The 15,799-nt window shown below is 62.2% G+C and carries 18 protein-coding genes; 8 read left to right on the plus strand and 10 right to left on the minus strand.

All coding sequences use genetic code 11. The features are described 5' to 3' along the window. Positions 1–455: 455 nt before the first annotated feature. The gene (locus BUC24_RS18030; RefSeq protein WP_073219291.1) at positions 456–1,124 is read right to left on the minus strand and encodes an SDR family oxidoreductase; all 669 of its coding nucleotides are present in this window, start codon (positions 1,122–1,124) and stop codon (positions 456–458) included. Beyond that, entirely contained in the window at positions 1,121–1,975 is an 855-nt protein-coding gene (locus tag BUC24_RS18035) for an inositol monophosphatase family protein (protein ID WP_307188468.1), read from the minus strand. The genes BUC24_RS18030 and BUC24_RS18035 overlap by 4 nt, the downstream gene beginning before the upstream one ends. Between BUC24_RS18035 and BUC24_RS18040 the strand changes: the two genes are divergently transcribed. Beyond that, the gene (locus tag BUC24_RS18040) at positions 1,874–2,632 is read left to right on the plus strand and encodes a TetR/AcrR family transcriptional regulator (protein WP_229448283.1); all 759 of its coding nucleotides are present in this window, start codon (positions 1,874–1,876) and stop codon (positions 2,630–2,632) included. The genes BUC24_RS18035 and BUC24_RS18040 overlap by 102 nt on opposite strands. A 44-nt stretch (positions 2,633–2,676) precedes the next feature. Here BUC24_RS18040 and BUC24_RS18045 read toward each other — a convergent pair whose 3' ends face one another. From BUC24_RS18045 to BUC24_RS18080, 8 genes are read right to left on the minus strand one after another with little or no spacing between them, the layout of a single operon-like run. Then, positions 2,677–3,111 (minus strand): nuclear transport factor 2 family protein, encoded by a 435-nt coding sequence (locus BUC24_RS18045; RefSeq protein WP_073219297.1) that lies wholly within the window; start codon positions 3,109–3,111, stop codon positions 2,677–2,679. Then, positions 3,108–3,875: an SDR family NAD(P)-dependent oxidoreductase gene (locus BUC24_RS18050; RefSeq protein WP_073219300.1), complete on the minus strand. Its 768-nt coding sequence runs from the start codon at positions 3,873–3,875 to the stop codon at positions 3,108–3,110. The genes BUC24_RS18045 and BUC24_RS18050 overlap by 4 nt, the downstream gene beginning before the upstream one ends. After that, positions 3,872–4,411 (minus strand): DUF3833 domain-containing protein, encoded by a 540-nt coding sequence (locus BUC24_RS18055; RefSeq protein WP_073219303.1) that lies wholly within the window; start codon positions 4,409–4,411, stop codon positions 3,872–3,874. Before BUC24_RS18055 ends, BUC24_RS18050 begins: the two co-directional genes overlap by 4 nt. Positions 4,412–4,425: 14 nt before the next feature. Then, positions 4,426–5,661 carry an MFS transporter gene (locus BUC24_RS18060; RefSeq protein ID WP_073219304.1) on the minus strand — a complete coding sequence of 412 codons (1,236 nt, stop codon included), beginning with the start codon at positions 5,659–5,661 and terminating at the stop codon, positions 4,426–4,428. Next, complete coding sequence (locus tag BUC24_RS18065) at positions 5,658–6,185, minus strand: chalcone isomerase family protein (protein WP_073219307.1); 528 nt, start codon at positions 6,183–6,185, stop codon at positions 5,658–5,660. The genes BUC24_RS18060 and BUC24_RS18065 overlap by 4 nt, the downstream gene beginning before the upstream one ends. Positions 6,186–6,189: 4 nt before the next feature. Continuing rightward, positions 6,190–7,422 (minus strand): SAM-dependent methyltransferase, encoded by a 1,233-nt coding sequence (locus BUC24_RS18070; protein ID WP_083598983.1) that lies wholly within the window; start codon positions 7,420–7,422, stop codon positions 6,190–6,192. After that, positions 7,419–8,195 carry a DUF1365 domain-containing protein gene (locus tag BUC24_RS18075; protein ID WP_073219310.1) on the minus strand — a complete coding sequence of 259 codons (777 nt, stop codon included), beginning with the start codon at positions 8,193–8,195 and terminating at the stop codon, positions 7,419–7,421. Before BUC24_RS18075 ends, BUC24_RS18070 begins: the two co-directional genes overlap by 4 nt. Then, entirely contained in the window at positions 8,182–9,480 is a 1,299-nt protein-coding gene (locus BUC24_RS18080; protein ID WP_073219314.1) for an NAD(P)/FAD-dependent oxidoreductase, read from the minus strand. The genes BUC24_RS18075 and BUC24_RS18080 overlap by 14 nt, the downstream gene beginning before the upstream one ends. A 303-nt stretch (positions 9,481–9,783) precedes the next feature. On the opposite strand from BUC24_RS18080, the gene BUC24_RS18090 reads away from it, so the two are divergent. The 7 genes from BUC24_RS18090 to BUC24_RS18120 all read left to right on the plus strand — a co-directional run bounded on the left by BUC24_RS18090 (position 9,784) and on the right by BUC24_RS18120 (position 15,788). Next, positions 9,784–10,725, plus strand: a complete 942-nt coding sequence (locus tag BUC24_RS18090; RefSeq protein WP_073220317.1) for a MerR family transcriptional regulator — start codon at positions 9,784–9,786, stop codon at positions 10,723–10,725. Between the two features lie 107 nt (positions 10,726–10,832). Further along, positions 10,833–11,969 (plus strand): signal recognition particle-docking protein FtsY, encoded by a 1,137-nt coding sequence (ftsY, locus tag BUC24_RS18095; protein WP_073219320.1) that lies wholly within the window; start codon positions 10,833–10,835, stop codon positions 11,967–11,969. A 6-nt stretch (positions 11,970–11,975) separates the two neighbouring features. Then, a complete protein-coding gene (locus tag BUC24_RS18100; protein WP_073219323.1) occupies positions 11,976–12,635 on the plus strand; it encodes a cell division ATP-binding protein FtsE in 660 nt (219 codons plus the stop codon). Continuing rightward, positions 12,632–13,552, plus strand: a complete 921-nt coding sequence (gene ftsX, locus BUC24_RS18105) for a permease-like cell division protein FtsX (RefSeq protein WP_073219326.1) — start codon at positions 12,632–12,634, stop codon at positions 13,550–13,552. The genes BUC24_RS18100 and ftsX overlap by 4 nt, the downstream gene beginning before the upstream one ends. Positions 13,553–13,887: 335 nt before the next feature. Continuing rightward, on the plus strand, positions 13,888–14,790 hold the full coding sequence (rpoH, locus tag BUC24_RS18110) for an RNA polymerase sigma factor RpoH (protein WP_073219329.1): 903 nt from the start codon (positions 13,888–13,890) through the stop codon (positions 14,788–14,790). A 167-nt stretch (positions 14,791–14,957) separates the two neighbouring features. Then, positions 14,958–15,323, plus strand: a complete 366-nt coding sequence (locus BUC24_RS18115) for an RNA-binding protein (protein ID WP_073219332.1) — start codon at positions 14,958–14,960, stop codon at positions 15,321–15,323. Positions 15,324–15,389: 66 nt separating this feature from the next. Further along, positions 15,390–15,788 carry a hypothetical protein gene (locus BUC24_RS18120; RefSeq protein ID WP_073219335.1) on the plus strand — a complete coding sequence of 133 codons (399 nt, stop codon included), beginning with the start codon at positions 15,390–15,392 and terminating at the stop codon, positions 15,786–15,788. The last annotated feature ends 11 nt before the right edge of the window (positions 15,789–15,799 follow it).

Below are 15,799 nucleotides of genomic sequence, written 5' to 3' on the forward strand. Positions count from 1 at the left end.
CGCCCTCGCGCAGGCGGGGGCCCATACCACCTTACCGAAGTTGTTCAGCGTGCTATCGGTCCCCGCCTTCGCGAGGACGATGAAAGGTATTTCACGAGCACCCGAATCCAAGTCAACGCACTGCGTGATAAGCCGTCGCCCTCGCGCAGGCGGGGGCCCATACCACCTTACCGAAGTTGTTTAGCATGTTATGGTGCTGGCGCATGCGCCAGCACCTTCGCGAGGACGATGAAAGGTATTTCACGAGCACCCGAATCCAAGTCAACGCCCTGCGTGATAAGCCGTCGCCCTCGCGCAGGCGGGGGCCCATACCACCTTACCGAAGTTATTTAGCATGGTATGGTGCTGGCGCATGCGCCAGCACCTTCGCGAGGAAGATGGAAGGTACTTCACGAGCGCGCAAGGCCATGTCCACGCACCGCTCGATTCGACTTGCGACGCCGATACCGGCATGTTTATGTCCCGCTAGCCGCGCCACGTTCCTCGGCAAACACATCTAATACACTACCCGCCGCTGCCGTCTGCGCTGCACTCACGAGCGCTTCTGCCAGCGCACTGCGTGCGATCGTGCGTTTCATGTCAAGCCGCCGCGTTGCTGGCGCCACCACGGTCGCAGGCAAGGGTCCGATCACATCGGCAGCATCAACCAGCCGTGCCGCGCGCGCAATCACATAATCGAGCCCGCTATCCGCCAGCGCTGCCTCGCGGTCGATCACGTTCTTCCGCATGCCGCGCTTGAGCAGATTGAGAAGAAACCACACCCACGACGGCTGGTCCGGGCCAATCACGGACAGCAGCACAAACCGGGGCGGCACGGCGTACTGCCGAACCGCGCGGATCGGGTTCATGCAGCCATCAAACATCAATGCGCGCACTTCCTGCTTCGAGGCGAAGCGCTTGTGAATGTCGACCGTGAAGAACACGGTGTCGAAATCCCCATCCAGGGCGCGGGTCAACGCCGCGCCATCGGTGACATCGGCGCTGAACGGTTCGATGAATTCCGAGGCCGGTGGCGGACGGCGCGAGATCGCGCGCACGTGCTGACCACGACTTGCAAGTAGGCGCACGATTTCCAGACCGGTGCCACTACTGGCACCAATGACGGCAAATTTTTTCATGGTCATTGCCCCTCCACCTGGCGCAGCACCTGCACCACCGCCGCGTGAATGCCCGGGGCGCTGGCGGCGAAACTATCGCTGGCGGTGGTCCATGGCGCGCCCTGCCAGTCCGTCACCACCCCGCCTCCCTCGCGTACCAGCAGCGCGCCCGCAACCAGGCCGGATAACACACTGCCAGGCTGCCAGAAGCAGTCGAGCCGTCCCGCTGCAACGTGAATGAGCTGCATGGCGGACGGCACGGCGGCCTTCACCAGCAAGGCGTGATTGAGCATGGCGATGATCGATTTGCCGGTGCGGGCGTGAGTCGCTGCGCCTTCGCCCGGGGTAGCTTGGGCGGTACTGACCATCGCGGCGCCCAGGTCCAGCTTCGCTGATGTCCTGATTTCGCGCCCGTTCAAGAATGCGCCACCGCCGCGCAGCGCAGTGTAGACGCGCGCGGTCAGCGGCTCATCCACCACCGTCAACACGGCTTCGTTGTCGCGCACCAGGGTGGCGGTCACGCTCCAGTCACCCATGCCATGGATGTGATTGACGTTCCCTTCGACGGGATCGACCACCCACCATTCACCGGGTGGCAACGGGCCGCTGGCCTTTTCGTCCTCCAGCCAGCGCGCTTGCGGACGGATTGCCAGCAACTGCGGGCGTAAATTCGCGGAGGCTGCGTCGTCGTTCGCGTCGATCATAGCCATTAATTCGGTCATATCGGCTGGACGGTCATCAGGGTTAAAACGCGCCAGCAGGATCTGGCCAGTCTGATGTACGGCCTGCGCGGTCTGCGCAAGCAGCGCAGCGTCGTCGGATTGCGCCTGGAAGGTTTGCATTTGGGTGGCTTTGCGTTCTGGTTGAGATGTGATCATAATATGAGGAATTACTCACTTTCCAAACTCGCATTCATGGCCACCGCAATCCGCAAGTCCGTCACCACCCTCGCCCCCCGTAAACTGCCGCGCCAGGCCCGTTCCGCCGCGACTGTGCAAGCGATTCTGGAAGCGGCTGCTCACATTCTGGAGACCGAAGGCATGGCCGCGTGTACCACCAACGCCGTCGCCCTGAAGGCGGGTGTCAGCATTGGCTCCCTGTATCAGTACTTCCCATCGCGCGACGCAATCACCAGGGCACTGATCCTGGAAAAGACCGCTGGATTACTGACTGAGGTTGAGGCGATCGACATCAGCAACGGTGGCAAGGCCGCGCTGATGGCGCTGATCGACATCGGTATCAAGCAACAGCTGACCCGCCCCACTCTGGCGCGCATTCTCGATGTTGAGGAACAGCGCCTGCCCATCGAGGAAGATATGCGCCTTCAAATGGGCCGCCTGCAGAACTTCATGCGGACCTTGCTGGCGCAGGACGATATGCCTGCGTGCGCACGACAGCCGGAGGTTGGCGCCGACATTGTGGCGATCATCCGGGGAATGGTTGACGGTGCAGGCGGAAGGGGCGAACGAGATGTTAAGGCGCTACGCAAGCGGGTGCAGCGTGCTGTTTTTGGTTATCTGTCTCTGCCGGTTTAAACCGCAATCGCGCGGCCCTTGCAAGTTCGGTGATGCGATCAGTATCAGCGGCGGGCGGCGCGTTTGAGCCAGCGCATCAGGGCCCCCAGCACGGGAAGCTTTTCGTAAAGCTCTTCGGCTGCATCCCAATAATCCCGATGCAGCGTCACCGCACCGTCGGCACCAAACACCAGGTGTGTCGCCCCCTTGATGCACTGCGGCGTGCGCGAAAAACGCTTCATGGTGAACAGGAAGTCCCAGGTCAGGAACGCCTGCTGTCCCTGCAAAACGGTGCCCGTGACTACAAAGCGCGGCTGCTCGACCTGCTCGAACATATGCGCAAAAATCGCGCTGATCGCCTCGTGGCCATTCACGTCATTGAACGGGTCCTTGAAGCGCGCTTGCGGCGCATACACAGTGGGCAGTTCAACTCGCACCGATTCGGGGCTGATGTTTTCAAAGAAGTGAACCAGTCGCTTCAAGGCCAGGTCGGGTGTCATAAGCCGGTCACCTTGTGGATCATCCAGAAGTACAAACGATAGGGCAGCAGCCGCGCAAAGCGCAGACCGTTGGTGAAGCGCTTCGGGAAGTGGATATGGAACTGGCCCTTCTCGATACCGGTCACCATCTCCAGTGCTGCGTCCTCCGGTTTCATCAGCGCCGGCATCTTGAAGTCGTTTCCTGCAGTGAGCGGCGTCTCCACGAAGCCAGGATTGATCTGGTACACGCCAATGCCTTTTGGATGCAGGTCCAGATACAACGACTCGGTCAGGTTGATCAACGCCGCCTTGGTCGGCCCGTACACCAGCGCCTTGGGCAAGCCGCCGTAGCCAGCTACCGATGATACGATGCCGATCCCGCCCGCACCCTGGCGCAGCAGCACCGGCAGCACCACGTCAAGGCAGTTGAAGACGCCGCGCAAATTCAGATCGATCATGCTGTTGGCAGCGGCCAGATCAAAGGAATCAGCACGCATTTCGTTGTAGCCGCCAGCGACCACCAGTACCAGGTCAATGCCGCCCCACTCGGCAACGATCTTCTCCCCGGCGGCGCCAACGCTGTCGCGGTCCGTCACATCCAACGGTGCAACCAGCGCGCGTGGAGTGCCGCTGGTGGTCGCGAGCAGCTTGTCAATGCTGCGCGCCGAAAACGCGACCCGCGCTCCCAGATCCACCAGCAAATGGGCACAGGCCTGGCCAATGCCGGTTGAGGCACCGATCACCCAGACCCGTTTGCCGGCCCAGTCACTAATTCGCGGGTTCATTGGGCGGCGCGCTTGGTGAACGACAGCGTCACGCTGCCCAGGTTGACGCCGAATTTACTCATTGCGGTCCGGTTCAGCATGACCTTGTCATCGATCAGGAACATCCAGTCATCCATGTTGACGTTGACGATCTTGCCGTCCACGGGCAGCGCCAGCACATACTGCCAGCGCAGTGAATTGCCCGACACCGTGCCCTGGGCAGTACCCACCACATCGTCGGCGGTGGCGGTAAAGCGTCCTGGCGCGGTTTTCTTGAGCGTCCACACGCGCTTTTGCTTGGTGCCGTCGGCGTAGACGAAATCTTCGTCGAGCGTACCGGTATCGCCTTGCCAGGTGCAGCGCATCACCACCACGAAGCGCTTGACCACTGCGCCCGAACGGCCCTGAAACATGCCGTGGGCGTCCAGCGTTCCGTTGAAATACTGCTCCACTTCCAGGCGCGGCATCTGGTTCGCGTACTGCTCCGGTTGGGGCGAGGTGCAAGCGGTCAGCAGCGCCACGGCGGCGCCGGCAACGGCGATCTTTAGTCGATTCATGATGCTTCCTTTAATTAGAGCTTACGCAATGGGGCGCGCCACAGCATGGCCGCCGCCGTTAGTTTGAGTGCGCATGGCAGCAGCGCATACGCTGCGACCAATGCGCTCGTGCCAGCGCCCGTACCCGGTACATAGCCGAGCCATTCAAGCAGCGGCAGGGAAATCCCCGCCGCCAGCGCCAGCGTCATTTGCACACCCCAGTTCCAGACGCCGAAATAAGCCGCTTCGCGCGAGCCCGAGTGGCCCGCTTTGGCGATCACGCCAGCCAGCAGCGCGGGCGGCAGCGCCAGGTCGGCGCCAACCGCAAAGCCGGACAACACGCAGATGGCGCCAAATGCCACCGCAGCGCCCGGGGCCAGCCCAAAGGCCCAGATGAACACCGCGCACGAGAGCAGCATGCCGCCCACCCATGCGCGCGCCTCGCCATAGCGTACCGCCAGTGCCACCCAGGCTGGAATGGAGACTGCGGCGGCGCCGAAATACAAAATCAGAAACAGGCCGGACATCGCAGCCAGACGCAAATGGTCGGCTGCGAAAAACAAGAACAGTGTGGCAGGAATGGCGGACGCGACGCCATTGACCATCAACACACCGAACAGCGAGCGAAATCGTGCTTCGTGAAACGGCACCGCCATTTGGCGAAAGACAGGCGATGGCGGCGCAGTATCTGAGGTTGCGGCCCGCGGCGACCAGGCCAGGAGCACCGCTGCGCCAATCAGCACCGCAACGCAAAATGCGATCGTCAATGCGCCATACCCGGCCGCGCCGGTTACGCCTGCCGCGAGCACCACGCCAGCCAGTCCGCACGCCTCGCGCACCCCACTCACGCGCGAGCGTTCGGCCGGCGCCTGCGTCAGCGCCGCACCCCAGCTTTGGTGGGCGATAGTGGCAATGCCAAAGCCAAGGTAAACCAGCATTAAGGTCCCCAGAAACCAGACCAGCGAAGCCAGCGTGCCCAGTGCCGGCGGATGAAACAAGGCCACAAAGCCCGCCAGCAGCAGAGGCAGACCAATGGATACAAAACGCGGATAAGCGCCCTGCCCGCGCCCGATCCACCAGCCCAGCAAAGGATCGATAAAGGCGGCCGCAATGCGCGCCGTCAGCAGCACAGCGCCGATGGCGGCCAGCGACAGGCCCGCGCGCGCGGCGTAGAACTGCGGCAGATACACGTAAATCGGCAGTGCGACCATCGCCAGCGGCAAGCCAAAGCCGCCATAGGCGAGCAGCATCGGCAAGCTGAATCGTTTCATCGTGGCGCCGCGTCTTTCAACAGCGCGCTGCGCAAGCCCTTGGCGCTCGTTTTCGGGTCGAGCCAGATGGCAAAGAATGCACGCGCAAATTCCGGGTCGGGCACGGTCGCCAGCGGCTTTCCATCGAGGTAGAAGCGGGCACCAGCGCCAGGCAAAAAGACGCCGCTGATATGTGTACCCTCTTTCACATCGGGGAAGATCTCCTTCATGCGCGCCAGCCAGGCGGCACGCTGTGCGCTGGTGCCGGCGCCGAGTTTTTCCATTTCATCCGCGCTGGCCTGGGCGATCTTGACCCCGTCCAGTTTGCGCGCGTAGGTCAGGTCCAGCACGAACGGGGCATCGGCCTGGTAGCCTTTGTCGCCGACCCACAGCTCGGCGTCGTAAATGCGCAGGCCGAACCAGGTAAAGGCGCCTTTGCCAGCCACGCGGGCTTGCTTGACGTGTTCGTCAATATGGACGGGCGCGGCTGCAGCTGCGCCCAGCGCGACGAACATGAGGACGACAGCGATGAGGTACTTTTTCATGCGCTTAAGCTTTGGTCAGCGTGAAGTGCATGACGTCGGTATTGCGCTCACGGAAGGCCGCCTCGCAATAGCAAAGGTAGAACTCCCAGGTGCGGATGAAGCGCTCGTCAAAGCCTTGCGCACGCACTTCGGCCAGGCGCGCGTGGAAGGCGTGCCGCCAGGCTGCCAGAGTGTCGGCGTAGTCGATGCCAAAGCGGTAGGTGGCGCTCACGGTCAGGCCATGCTCCTGCGCCATGCGCTCGAACGCCGACGGCGATGGCAGCATCCCGCCAGGGAAGATGTACTGCTGAATAAAGTCGGTGCCCTTGCGATAGCGCTCGAACAGTTCATCGGCAATCACGATGGTCTGGATGCAGGCACGTCCGCCCTGCTTCAGATTGCGCGCCAGGCACTCGAAATAGCTTGGCCAGTAGCTCTCGCCCACGGCTTCAAACATCTCGATCGAGGCAATCGCATCGTACTGGCCGCTGCTGTCGCGGTAGTCGCACAGCTGCAGGTCGGCCTGGGCCGACAGACCGGCGTTTTGCAGCCGCTCGCGGGCATAGGCCAACTGCTCGGTCGACAATGTGAGTCCGGTCACGTGCACGCCGGCGTCACGCGCGGCCTGCTCGGCAAATCCACCCCAGCCGCAGCCAATTTCCAGCACCCGGTCGCCAGGCGACACTTGCAGCTGCTCGATGATGGTGCGGTACTTGGCGGCCTGCGCCAGTTGCAGATTGTCGCCCGTGGCCTTGGTGTACAGCGCGCTCGAATAGGTCATTGAAGGATCGAGCCACAGCTTGTAAAAATCGTTGCCGATGTCGTAGTGCGCATGAATGTTCTTGCGGCTGCCTGCTTTCGAATTGCGGTTCATCAGATGCTTGACGCGGTAGACCAGACTGCCCCACCAGCTGCCGTACACCAGTTCTTCGATCGGTGCGCGGTTACGCGCCAGCAGAGCGATCAAGCCGGTCAGGTTATCGGTCTTCCAGCTGCCGTCGATGAAGGTTTCGGCAAAACCGATGTCGCCTGAGCGCATTGCGGCGCCAAACACGTCCCAGCTTTGCAGCTCCAGCGTGACCGGGGTGCTGCCGTCGCCGAACATGAGGACGGCGCCGTCGGGCGTGATGAGGCGCAGCGCGCCGTGCTGCAGCTTGGCCAGCAGTTTGAGAATGATTTTTGCCGAGGCAGGTGCTTTGCGCGCGGCGCCGCTGGCGGCAGCAATCGAGGTAAGGGACGTCAGGGATTCAGAGCTCATCGTGTTACCTCTTGTTGGGGTGGGACCGGTTTCGAGAAAAAAGGAACGCGCCGCACCCACAGGCGCAGCGCCTGCAAGTGAATGCGCAGGACGACGTTGAACGTCATCAGCGGGTAGAAAAAGAAGGCGCGCGCGGCGCTGGCACTGCTAATTGGCGTGGCTTGCCCGGAGACGCTGGTCTGGATCAGGGCGCCGTCGGCATCGTCGTAATCGATGCGGGCAACGGTCTGCTCGGCCGCGCGCATCGCACGGCTGAAGCGGAAACGGTAGCCGCCCTGCACCTGGCAGAAAGGCGACACATGGAAAACTTTGCGGGCCCGCAGTTCGGCACCGTTGCCGATCACGGTGCCTGTATCAAGCAAGTAGAAGTGCCGCTCGCCGAAGGTGTTGCGCACGTCGCAGACAATGGCGCGCAGTGCGCCGTCGGCGCGGTGGCAGAACCAGAACGAGACGGGGTTGAACACAAAGCCCAGCACGCGCGGCATGGCTTGCAGCCACAACTCGCCATCGGCGTCTTCCACGCCTTCGCGCTTGAGCAGGGCGTCGATCCACGCAGTCAGCGGCTGCTTGCCGTCGCCATGGTCGGCGTCGACAAACGAGAGCAAGTTGAAGCGGTTACGCGAGAACAGCGCGCAGCCAAATCCGGCCTCGCCCATGCTGCGCAGCGGCAGGCGCAGGTAGTAGCCGGAATAGGCGAACGCATTGCGCACCGGCCGCAGGCGCGTGTGGCGCACCTGGCCAAAGCACAGCTGTGGCGTGTCAGGCTGCCGCATTGCCCTGTGCCTCCATCACGCGTTTCAGGGCGGCCGCCACCGACAGGCCTGACTTCAGACCATCCTCGTGGAAGCCGTAACCGGTCCAGGCACCGGCGAACCAGGTGTTCTGGCTGCCCTGGAAGGTGGCCAGACGCGCCTGAGCGGCGACTGCACCTTCGTCAAACACCGGGTGGGCGTAGTCGAAACTGGCCAGCACGTGCTTGGGATCAGGTTCGTCAATCGGATTGAGCGAGACGATGACCGGGGTCTTGCAAGGCAGCGGCTGCAGCATGTTCAGCAGGTAGTGCACGCACACTTGCGGCGTGGGTGCCGCATTGCTCTGGTAGTTCCAGGCCGACCAGGCCGCGCGCTTTTTCGGCAGGCAGCTGGCATCGGTATGCAGCACTGCGCGGTTGGGCTGATAGCGTACCGCTTCCAGAACTGAACGTTCATCGGCGCGCGGATCGCGCAGCAGCGCCAGCGACTGGTCGCTATGGCAGGCCAGCACCACATGGTCGTAATAGTCGGCGCCGCGCGCTGTGGCCACGCGGACCGAGCGCGCGCCGCCGCCTTCCATGCGGGTGACCGCGGTCACGGCCGTGCCCAGCTTTTTGCCCGGGATGGCGGCCAGCAGCCGGTTGACGTAATTACGCGAGCCGCCGCGCACGGTGCGCCATTGGGGCCGGTCGCTCACTTGCAGCAGACCGTGGTTATGGCAGAAGCGGATGAAGGTCGCTACCGGGAAGGCCAGCATCTGGTCGGACGGGCAGGACCAGATACAGGCGGCCATCGGCAACAGGTACCAGGCGCGGAACTGGGGGCTGTAATCTTCGCGCTCGAGGAATTCGCCCAGCGAGATCGACGGCATCACCCCGCCCACGGCCAGGTCGGTCGCCTGTTTGTTAAAGCGCAGAATGTCGCGCACCATGCGCAGAAAGCGCGGGCGCAGCAGGTTGCTGCGCTGGGCAAACACGGTGTTGAGGTTGCTGCCGGCCCATTCCAGCCAGCGCGCACCGGGCTGCTCACTCAGCGGCAGCTTGACCGAGAACGACATGTCGCTCGGGGCTGTGTCCACCCCCAGCTCGGCAAACAGGGCAATCAGATTGGGGTAGGTGCGGTCGTTGAACACCAGGAACCCGGTATCGACGCCGAAAGTGGTGCCGTCCAGGGTGACGTCGACGGTATTACTGTGGCCGCCGAAATAATCGCCAGCCTCGTACAGACTCACCTCCGCCCCGCCCTGGACAAGACGATACGCACACGACAGACCGGAGATGCCGGCACCTATGACCGCTATTTTCATCGTTTCACCACATTTCTTAGTTTTGTCTAGGACAAATGCTTTACAAGTTGCATAATCCGAGAAATAATTTGTTTTGTCAACGATTTGTCCATGACAAACAAAAGCTGTTGGTATTTATACGAAGCAATGAAGCAGGTGGATTCAAAACAGAAGAATTTATTGCTGCGCGGGAATATGACGGCCCATGGCATCATTTCGCCTATGGGATCTGGCTGCGACGAACCTGACACATCAAGTAGTAGGAAAACCATGAGCAACGATTACAATGCCCCAATTGTCCTGAACAAAAGAATTGATTCAACCATGCTTACCGAACACACCGACGCCGCACTGAGCAGCATCAGCGACGTCGAACGCGATACCGGCGTGCCAAAAGAGACCTTGCGCGTGTGGGAGCGCCGCTACGCCTTCCCCCAGCCCGAGCGCGACCAGAATGGCGAACGTCAATATCCGGCCGCCCAGGTACAGCGCCTGCGCCTGGTCAAGCGTCTGCTGGACCACGGCTACCGCCCGGGCAAGATCATGCATCTGGACACCGAGGCACTGAGCAACCTGGCTTCCAAGACGGGCAGCGATCCGCACGCGCCCAGCGCCGACGACCCCGAGCTGCGCCATTGCCTCACCCTGATCAAAAATCACAAGATCAGCGAACTGCGCCAGCGCATGGCACAGGCATTGCTGCAGATGGGTTTGCAGCGTTTTGTGACCGAGCTGGTCGCCCCGCTGACCACGCTGGTGGGCGATACCTGGGCCTCTGGCGACCTGGCTGTTTTTGAGGAACACTTGTTTGCAGAAATGCTGCAAAGCCTGATGCGCAACGCCATTTTTTCTGCCAACCAGCAGATCGGCCAGGCTGCAGCAGCCCCGCGCATTTTGCTGACCACGGTCCCGCAGGAGCGCCATGGACTGGGCTTGCTCATGGCCGAAGCCTTGTTTGCGCTGGAAGGCGCGCACTGTGTTTCGTTGGGTGTACAGACGCCGCTCAACGATATTGTCGATGCGGCGCGGGTGCAAAAGGCCGATATCGTCGCCCTGTCATTTTCCAGCGTCATGTCGCCCCGTGCGGCCGTCGACAATGTGACTGAATTGCAGTCGCGTCTGGGTGAGGCGACGCAGGTCTGGGCCGGCGGCAGCTGCGCCGCCCTGGCGCGCCGCCACCTGGGTCCGCAGCGGGTGCTGGACTTGAACGATATTGCAGGGGCGGTCGCGCGCTGGCGTGCCGAGCATGCGGCAGCGGCCAGTTAGGGGCGCGGCGGTCGGAATGGCGCCCTGCTCTGTTAAAATACGCGCCATCCGATTGATCGTGTCCGGCGCCGCCGGACAATGCACGCAGCGCCCTCCAACAGACACCAATGTTTAGTTTTTTCAAGAAAAAACCACCCGCACCCGAGATCCCGCCCGCGCCACCCCCAGCGCCAGCGCCCGTTGCCACGCCAGCCCCAGCGCCTGTATCTGCGCCCGCGCCGGCATTCGCACCCGTCGCCACTCCGCCCGCGCCTGTGGCAGCACCAATCCCTGCGCCGGTGCAAGCGGCGGAACCGGCCCCGCTGATCGAGGAAACCGCAGAACGTCCTGTTTCGCCCGCCGAACAGAAAAAATCCTGGATGGCGCGCCTGAAAGCGGGCTTGTCCAAGACGTCCAGCAATCTGTCGCTGCTGTTCGTCGGCGCCAAGATCGATGAAGATTTGTACGAAGAGCTGGAAGCAGCCTTGCTCATGTCCGACGCCGGCATGGACGCCACCCAGTTCCTGCTTGACGGGCTGCGCCGCAAGGTCAAGGAAGACAAGCTGCTCGATGCCGCCGCCGTCAAGGGCGCGCTCAAGGTCTTGATGATCGACCTGCTGCGCCCACTGGAAAAGCCGCTTGAGCTGGGCCGCCACGCGCCGCTGGTCATGATGATTGCGGGCGTAAACGGCGCCGGCAAGACGACGACCATTGGCAAGCTGGCCAAGCACATGCAGTCGTTCAAGCAGTCCGTGCTGCTGGCGGCCGGCGACACGTTCCGCGCCGCCGCGCGCGAGCAGCTGATGGTCTGGGGCCAGCGCAACAACGTGACCGTGATTGCCCAGGAATCGGGCGACCCGGCTGCTGTCGCCTTCGACGCTGTCACCTCTGGCAAGGCGCGCAAGACCGACGTGGTCATGGTCGACACCGCCGGCCGCCTGCCCACCCAGTTGCACCTGATGGAAGAGCTGAAAAAGATCAAACGCGTGATTGGCAAGGGCATGGACAACGCCCCCCACGAAGTGCTGCTTGTCATCGACGGCAATACCGGGCAAAACGCCCTGGCCCAGGTTAAGGCCTTTGACGATGCGCTTCAGCTGACCGGTCTGGTCATCACCAAGCTGGACGGCACGGCCAAGGGTGGTGTCATTGCTGCCATTGCCCGGACCCGTCCGGTGCCCGTGTATTTCATTGGTGTGGGCGAGAAAATTGAAGACCTGCAGCCGTTCAAGGCCGACGAATTCGTCGAAGCCCTGCTTGGATAAGGCCCCATGATCGAATTCAAATTTGTGACAAAGCAGTATTCGCCGGACGCTATTGCCCTGCGCGAAGTGTCGCTCACGATCAACAAGGGCGAGCTGGTCTACCTGGCGGGCCCGTCCGGCGCCGGCAAATCGACTCTGCTGAAAATGATTGCAGCAGTAGAACGCCCTACGTCCGGCAATGTGCTGGTCAACGGCACCGACATCGGCCAGCTGAAAAATGCCAGCGTGCCTTACCTGCGCCGCAACATGGGCTTGATCTTCCAGCAGCAGCGCCTGCTGACCGACCGCTCGATCCTGGCCAATGTGATGCTGCCGCTGATGGTCACCGGGGCATCCAAGGGCGAAGCTGAACTGCGCGCCCGCGCCGCACTGGGCCGGGTAGGCCTGGAGGAACGGGCCCAGGCACGGCCGCTGGAATTGTCCGGCGGCGAACAGCAGCGCGTGGCCATTGCCCGTGCCATTGTGAACCGCCCCCAAATCATTCTGGCCGACGAGCCGACCGCCAATCTGGACCGGACCAGCGCCAATAAAGTCATTGACGCCCTGCGCGCCTTCCACGCGGCCGGCGTTACCTGCATGATTTCCACCCACGACGAACAAGTTCTCGACCGCGCCGGCCGCGTCATCATTCTTGACCGCGGCCAGGTCATGGCAGGTGCAGCATGAAGAGCTGGCTGCGCCAACACCGCTACGCCATCGGCGCTGCCCTGGGCAACCTGGGCAAGGCACCGGGCAGTTTCCTGTTCAATGTGATCGTGGTGGCAATTGCCCTGACGCTGCCGTTTGCGGGCCTGACCCTGCTCGACAATGTGCGCCCCATGTCGCAGCAATTGTCGGTCGACCCGGAAATCAGCCTGTTTACCACCCCGGCGACCACGCGCGACGAGGCGCTGGCCATGGAAAACAGCATCCGCGCGATTCTCAGGGGAACGCAACCGAGCATCGTCTTCGTGCCACGCGAAAAAGCCCTGGCTACGCTGAAAGCCAAAAGCGGCCTGTCGGACGTACTCGACACCCTGGGCGACAACCCGCTGCCGGACGGCTATGTCATGAAGCTGGGCGCCTTGAGCAGCGGGGCCGACGGCGGCAACGTCGACGCCCTTGCCACACAGCTGCGCGCCCTGCCCGGCGTGGACACGGTGCAGGTCGACTCGGCCTGGGTCAAGCGACTGGAAGCGCTGCTGGGCGTCCTGCGCCTGGCCTTGCTGCTGCTGGCAGGTACGCTGGGGATGGTGGTGATTGCCGTGGTATTTAATACTGTGCGTTTGCAAGTGCTGACCCAGCGTGAGGAAATTACCGTCAGCAAGCTGCTGGGCGCAACCGACAACTTCATTCACCGGCCCTTCTATTACACCGGTGCTCTGCTGGGTCTGGCTGCTGGCGCGGTGGCGCTGGGCGTGGTCGCACTGGCATTACGTCCGCTGAACAAGGCGATTGCCGAGTTTGCCCGTCTTTACGCTTCCGAATTCCAGCTGGTTCCCCTCGATCCACTGGCCATCAGCGCCCTGCTGGCCATCAGCGCCGCGCTGGGCCTGGTTGGCGCCCTGCTGTCAGTACAGCGCCATCTGTCGCGCCTGAACTAAGGCTCTCGTCGTCCCCCGCGCGGGGACGACAGCGCAATCATCTCCACTTGTGCGTGAACGAACAGAGACGTCACCAGTCCAAGCGTAATCTGCAACACATCCCCCGTCGCACGCCCCTGGCTTGATATTGCTCAATCGCGCAGGTCGCTCGTGCACTAGAGTAAGGAATGCCGCAGAACAATTGCTTTTACCGCAAGTAAAAAGCCTATCAGGGCGATAAATTCCGTCGATTGGCACTCATTGCCAGAGAGTGCTAATATATGAAAACGCATGGCGGGGTAACAATGTATTCCGCCGCCGGCGCTCCGCAGTACCGCCACTCTACGAGGAAACACATGACGACGTTGTCCGCACAATCCGCTTTGGTCCCCGCAGCCGCCACCCGCGCGCTGGGACTTGGCTTCACTGGCAATCTTGGCAACATTGACGCTTACATCTCGGCTGTCAATCGCCTGCCAATGCTGTCGCACGACGAAGAAATCTCCCTCGCCAAACGCCTGCAGGAAAACAATGACCTGGCCGCTGCGCAGGAACTCGTGCTGTCGCACCTGCGCCTGGTGGTGTCGATCGCGCGCGGCTATTTGGGCTACGGCCTGCCGCACGCCGATCTGATCCAGGAAGGCAATATCGGTCTGATGAAGGCAGTCAAGCGTTTTGATCCGAACCAGGGCGTGCGTCTGGTCTCGTACGCCATGCACTGGATCAAGGCCGAGATGCATGAGTACATTCTTAAAAACTGGCGCCTGGTCAAGGTCGCCACCACCAAGGCACAGCGCAAGCTGTTCTTCAACCTGCGCAGCAACAAGCAGGGCCTGGATGCGATGACCCCAACGCAAATCGATGCGCTGGCCAAGCTGCTTGACGTCAAGCGCGAAGAAGTCATCGAGATGGAAACCCGCCTGTCCGGCCGCGATATCGCGCTGGAAGCGCCAACCGACGACGAAGACGACAAGTTCTCGCCGATTGCCTATTTGTCGTCGGACCTGTCCGAGCCGACCAAGGTACTCGAGGCAGAGCAGGTCACGCGTCTGCAGTCCGAGGGGCTGGAATCGGCACTGGCCAAGCTTGATCCGCGTTCGCGCCGGATTGTGGAAGCGCGCTGGCTGGCCAATGACGATGGGTCCGGCGCCACGCTGCATACGCTGGCGGAAGAGTTTGGTGTGTCTGCTGAACGGATTCGTCAGATTGAGGCGGCTGCTTTGAAGAAAATGAAGGGTGCGCTGGCTGCGTATATGTAAGCCAGGCAGCACGAACACACGGCCCGGTTACGCGCAGCGTCCCGGGCCGTGTTTTTATAGTTACCTCGTCCTCGCGGAGGCGGGGACCCATAGCACGTTACCGAAGTTGGTCAAGGTGGTATGGGTCCCCGCCTTCGCGAGGACGATGGGTTAGAGTCCGAGGCCTCATGCGAACATACTTTCTTTCTGCCGCCCTTCTCCTAGCCAGCACTGGCGCCAGCGCCCATGGCAGCGGCATCTGGGTTGGTGCCACGGTCGGCTTTTGCCTGGTGCAGGACCCTGCCTACGCCAGCCTCCCCGGCGGCAAACACTGGCTGCAGGAAGAAAGCATCCCCCGCTTCATCGCCTCGCTGCCGCCCGAACTGCAGCGCTGCCTCAAAGCGAACAAAGCGACAACAGCCCCGCTGTGCCGCGCCCTGCTCACCCCCAACCCCAACGACATCAGCAACGACCAATACAAGCAGATGGAAGCGAAGTACGGCAAGCAGATCGAATCGTTCTCCACCATGAATTGCGGGCACGGGCCCCGATAAGTAGCGCGCCAGAACTGGCCAGTTTGCTATGATCGGCACTTACCTGCTTTCATGGAGTCAGTTTTGATGAAAAGAACGCTTGCCATCCTCGCGCCGGTTTGCCTGATCGCTGCCTGCGCCGTCTCTCCCGCCAGCACCGGCGGCCCCCTGAACAATACCGTCACCCTCACGCCGACCAGCAGCACGCCGGTGGGCAATGCCACCCTGCGCTACGACGCTGTCAACGACAGCCGCTGCCCGCCCGACGTGCAATGCATCCAGGCTGGCGAAATCAGCTACCAGTTCACGCTGAAAGGCGCCGCTGGCGAAGAATCGTTTTCCCTCACGCGCGCCAAACCCAGTTTCGATGCCACCAAAAACGCCGGCGTGCGCGTTGCTTTGGGCCAGGCAGCCGAGCCGCCGCGTGTGGCCGCCAATGCTGCCGTTCCCGCCCATCCCGTCACGGTCACCATCACAAAACAATAAGAAAGCACGTT

This window comes from Massilia sp. CF038 (assembly GCF_900129765.1).
Classification (GTDB): Bacteria; Pseudomonadota; Gammaproteobacteria; order Burkholderiales; family Burkholderiaceae_D; genus Telluria_A.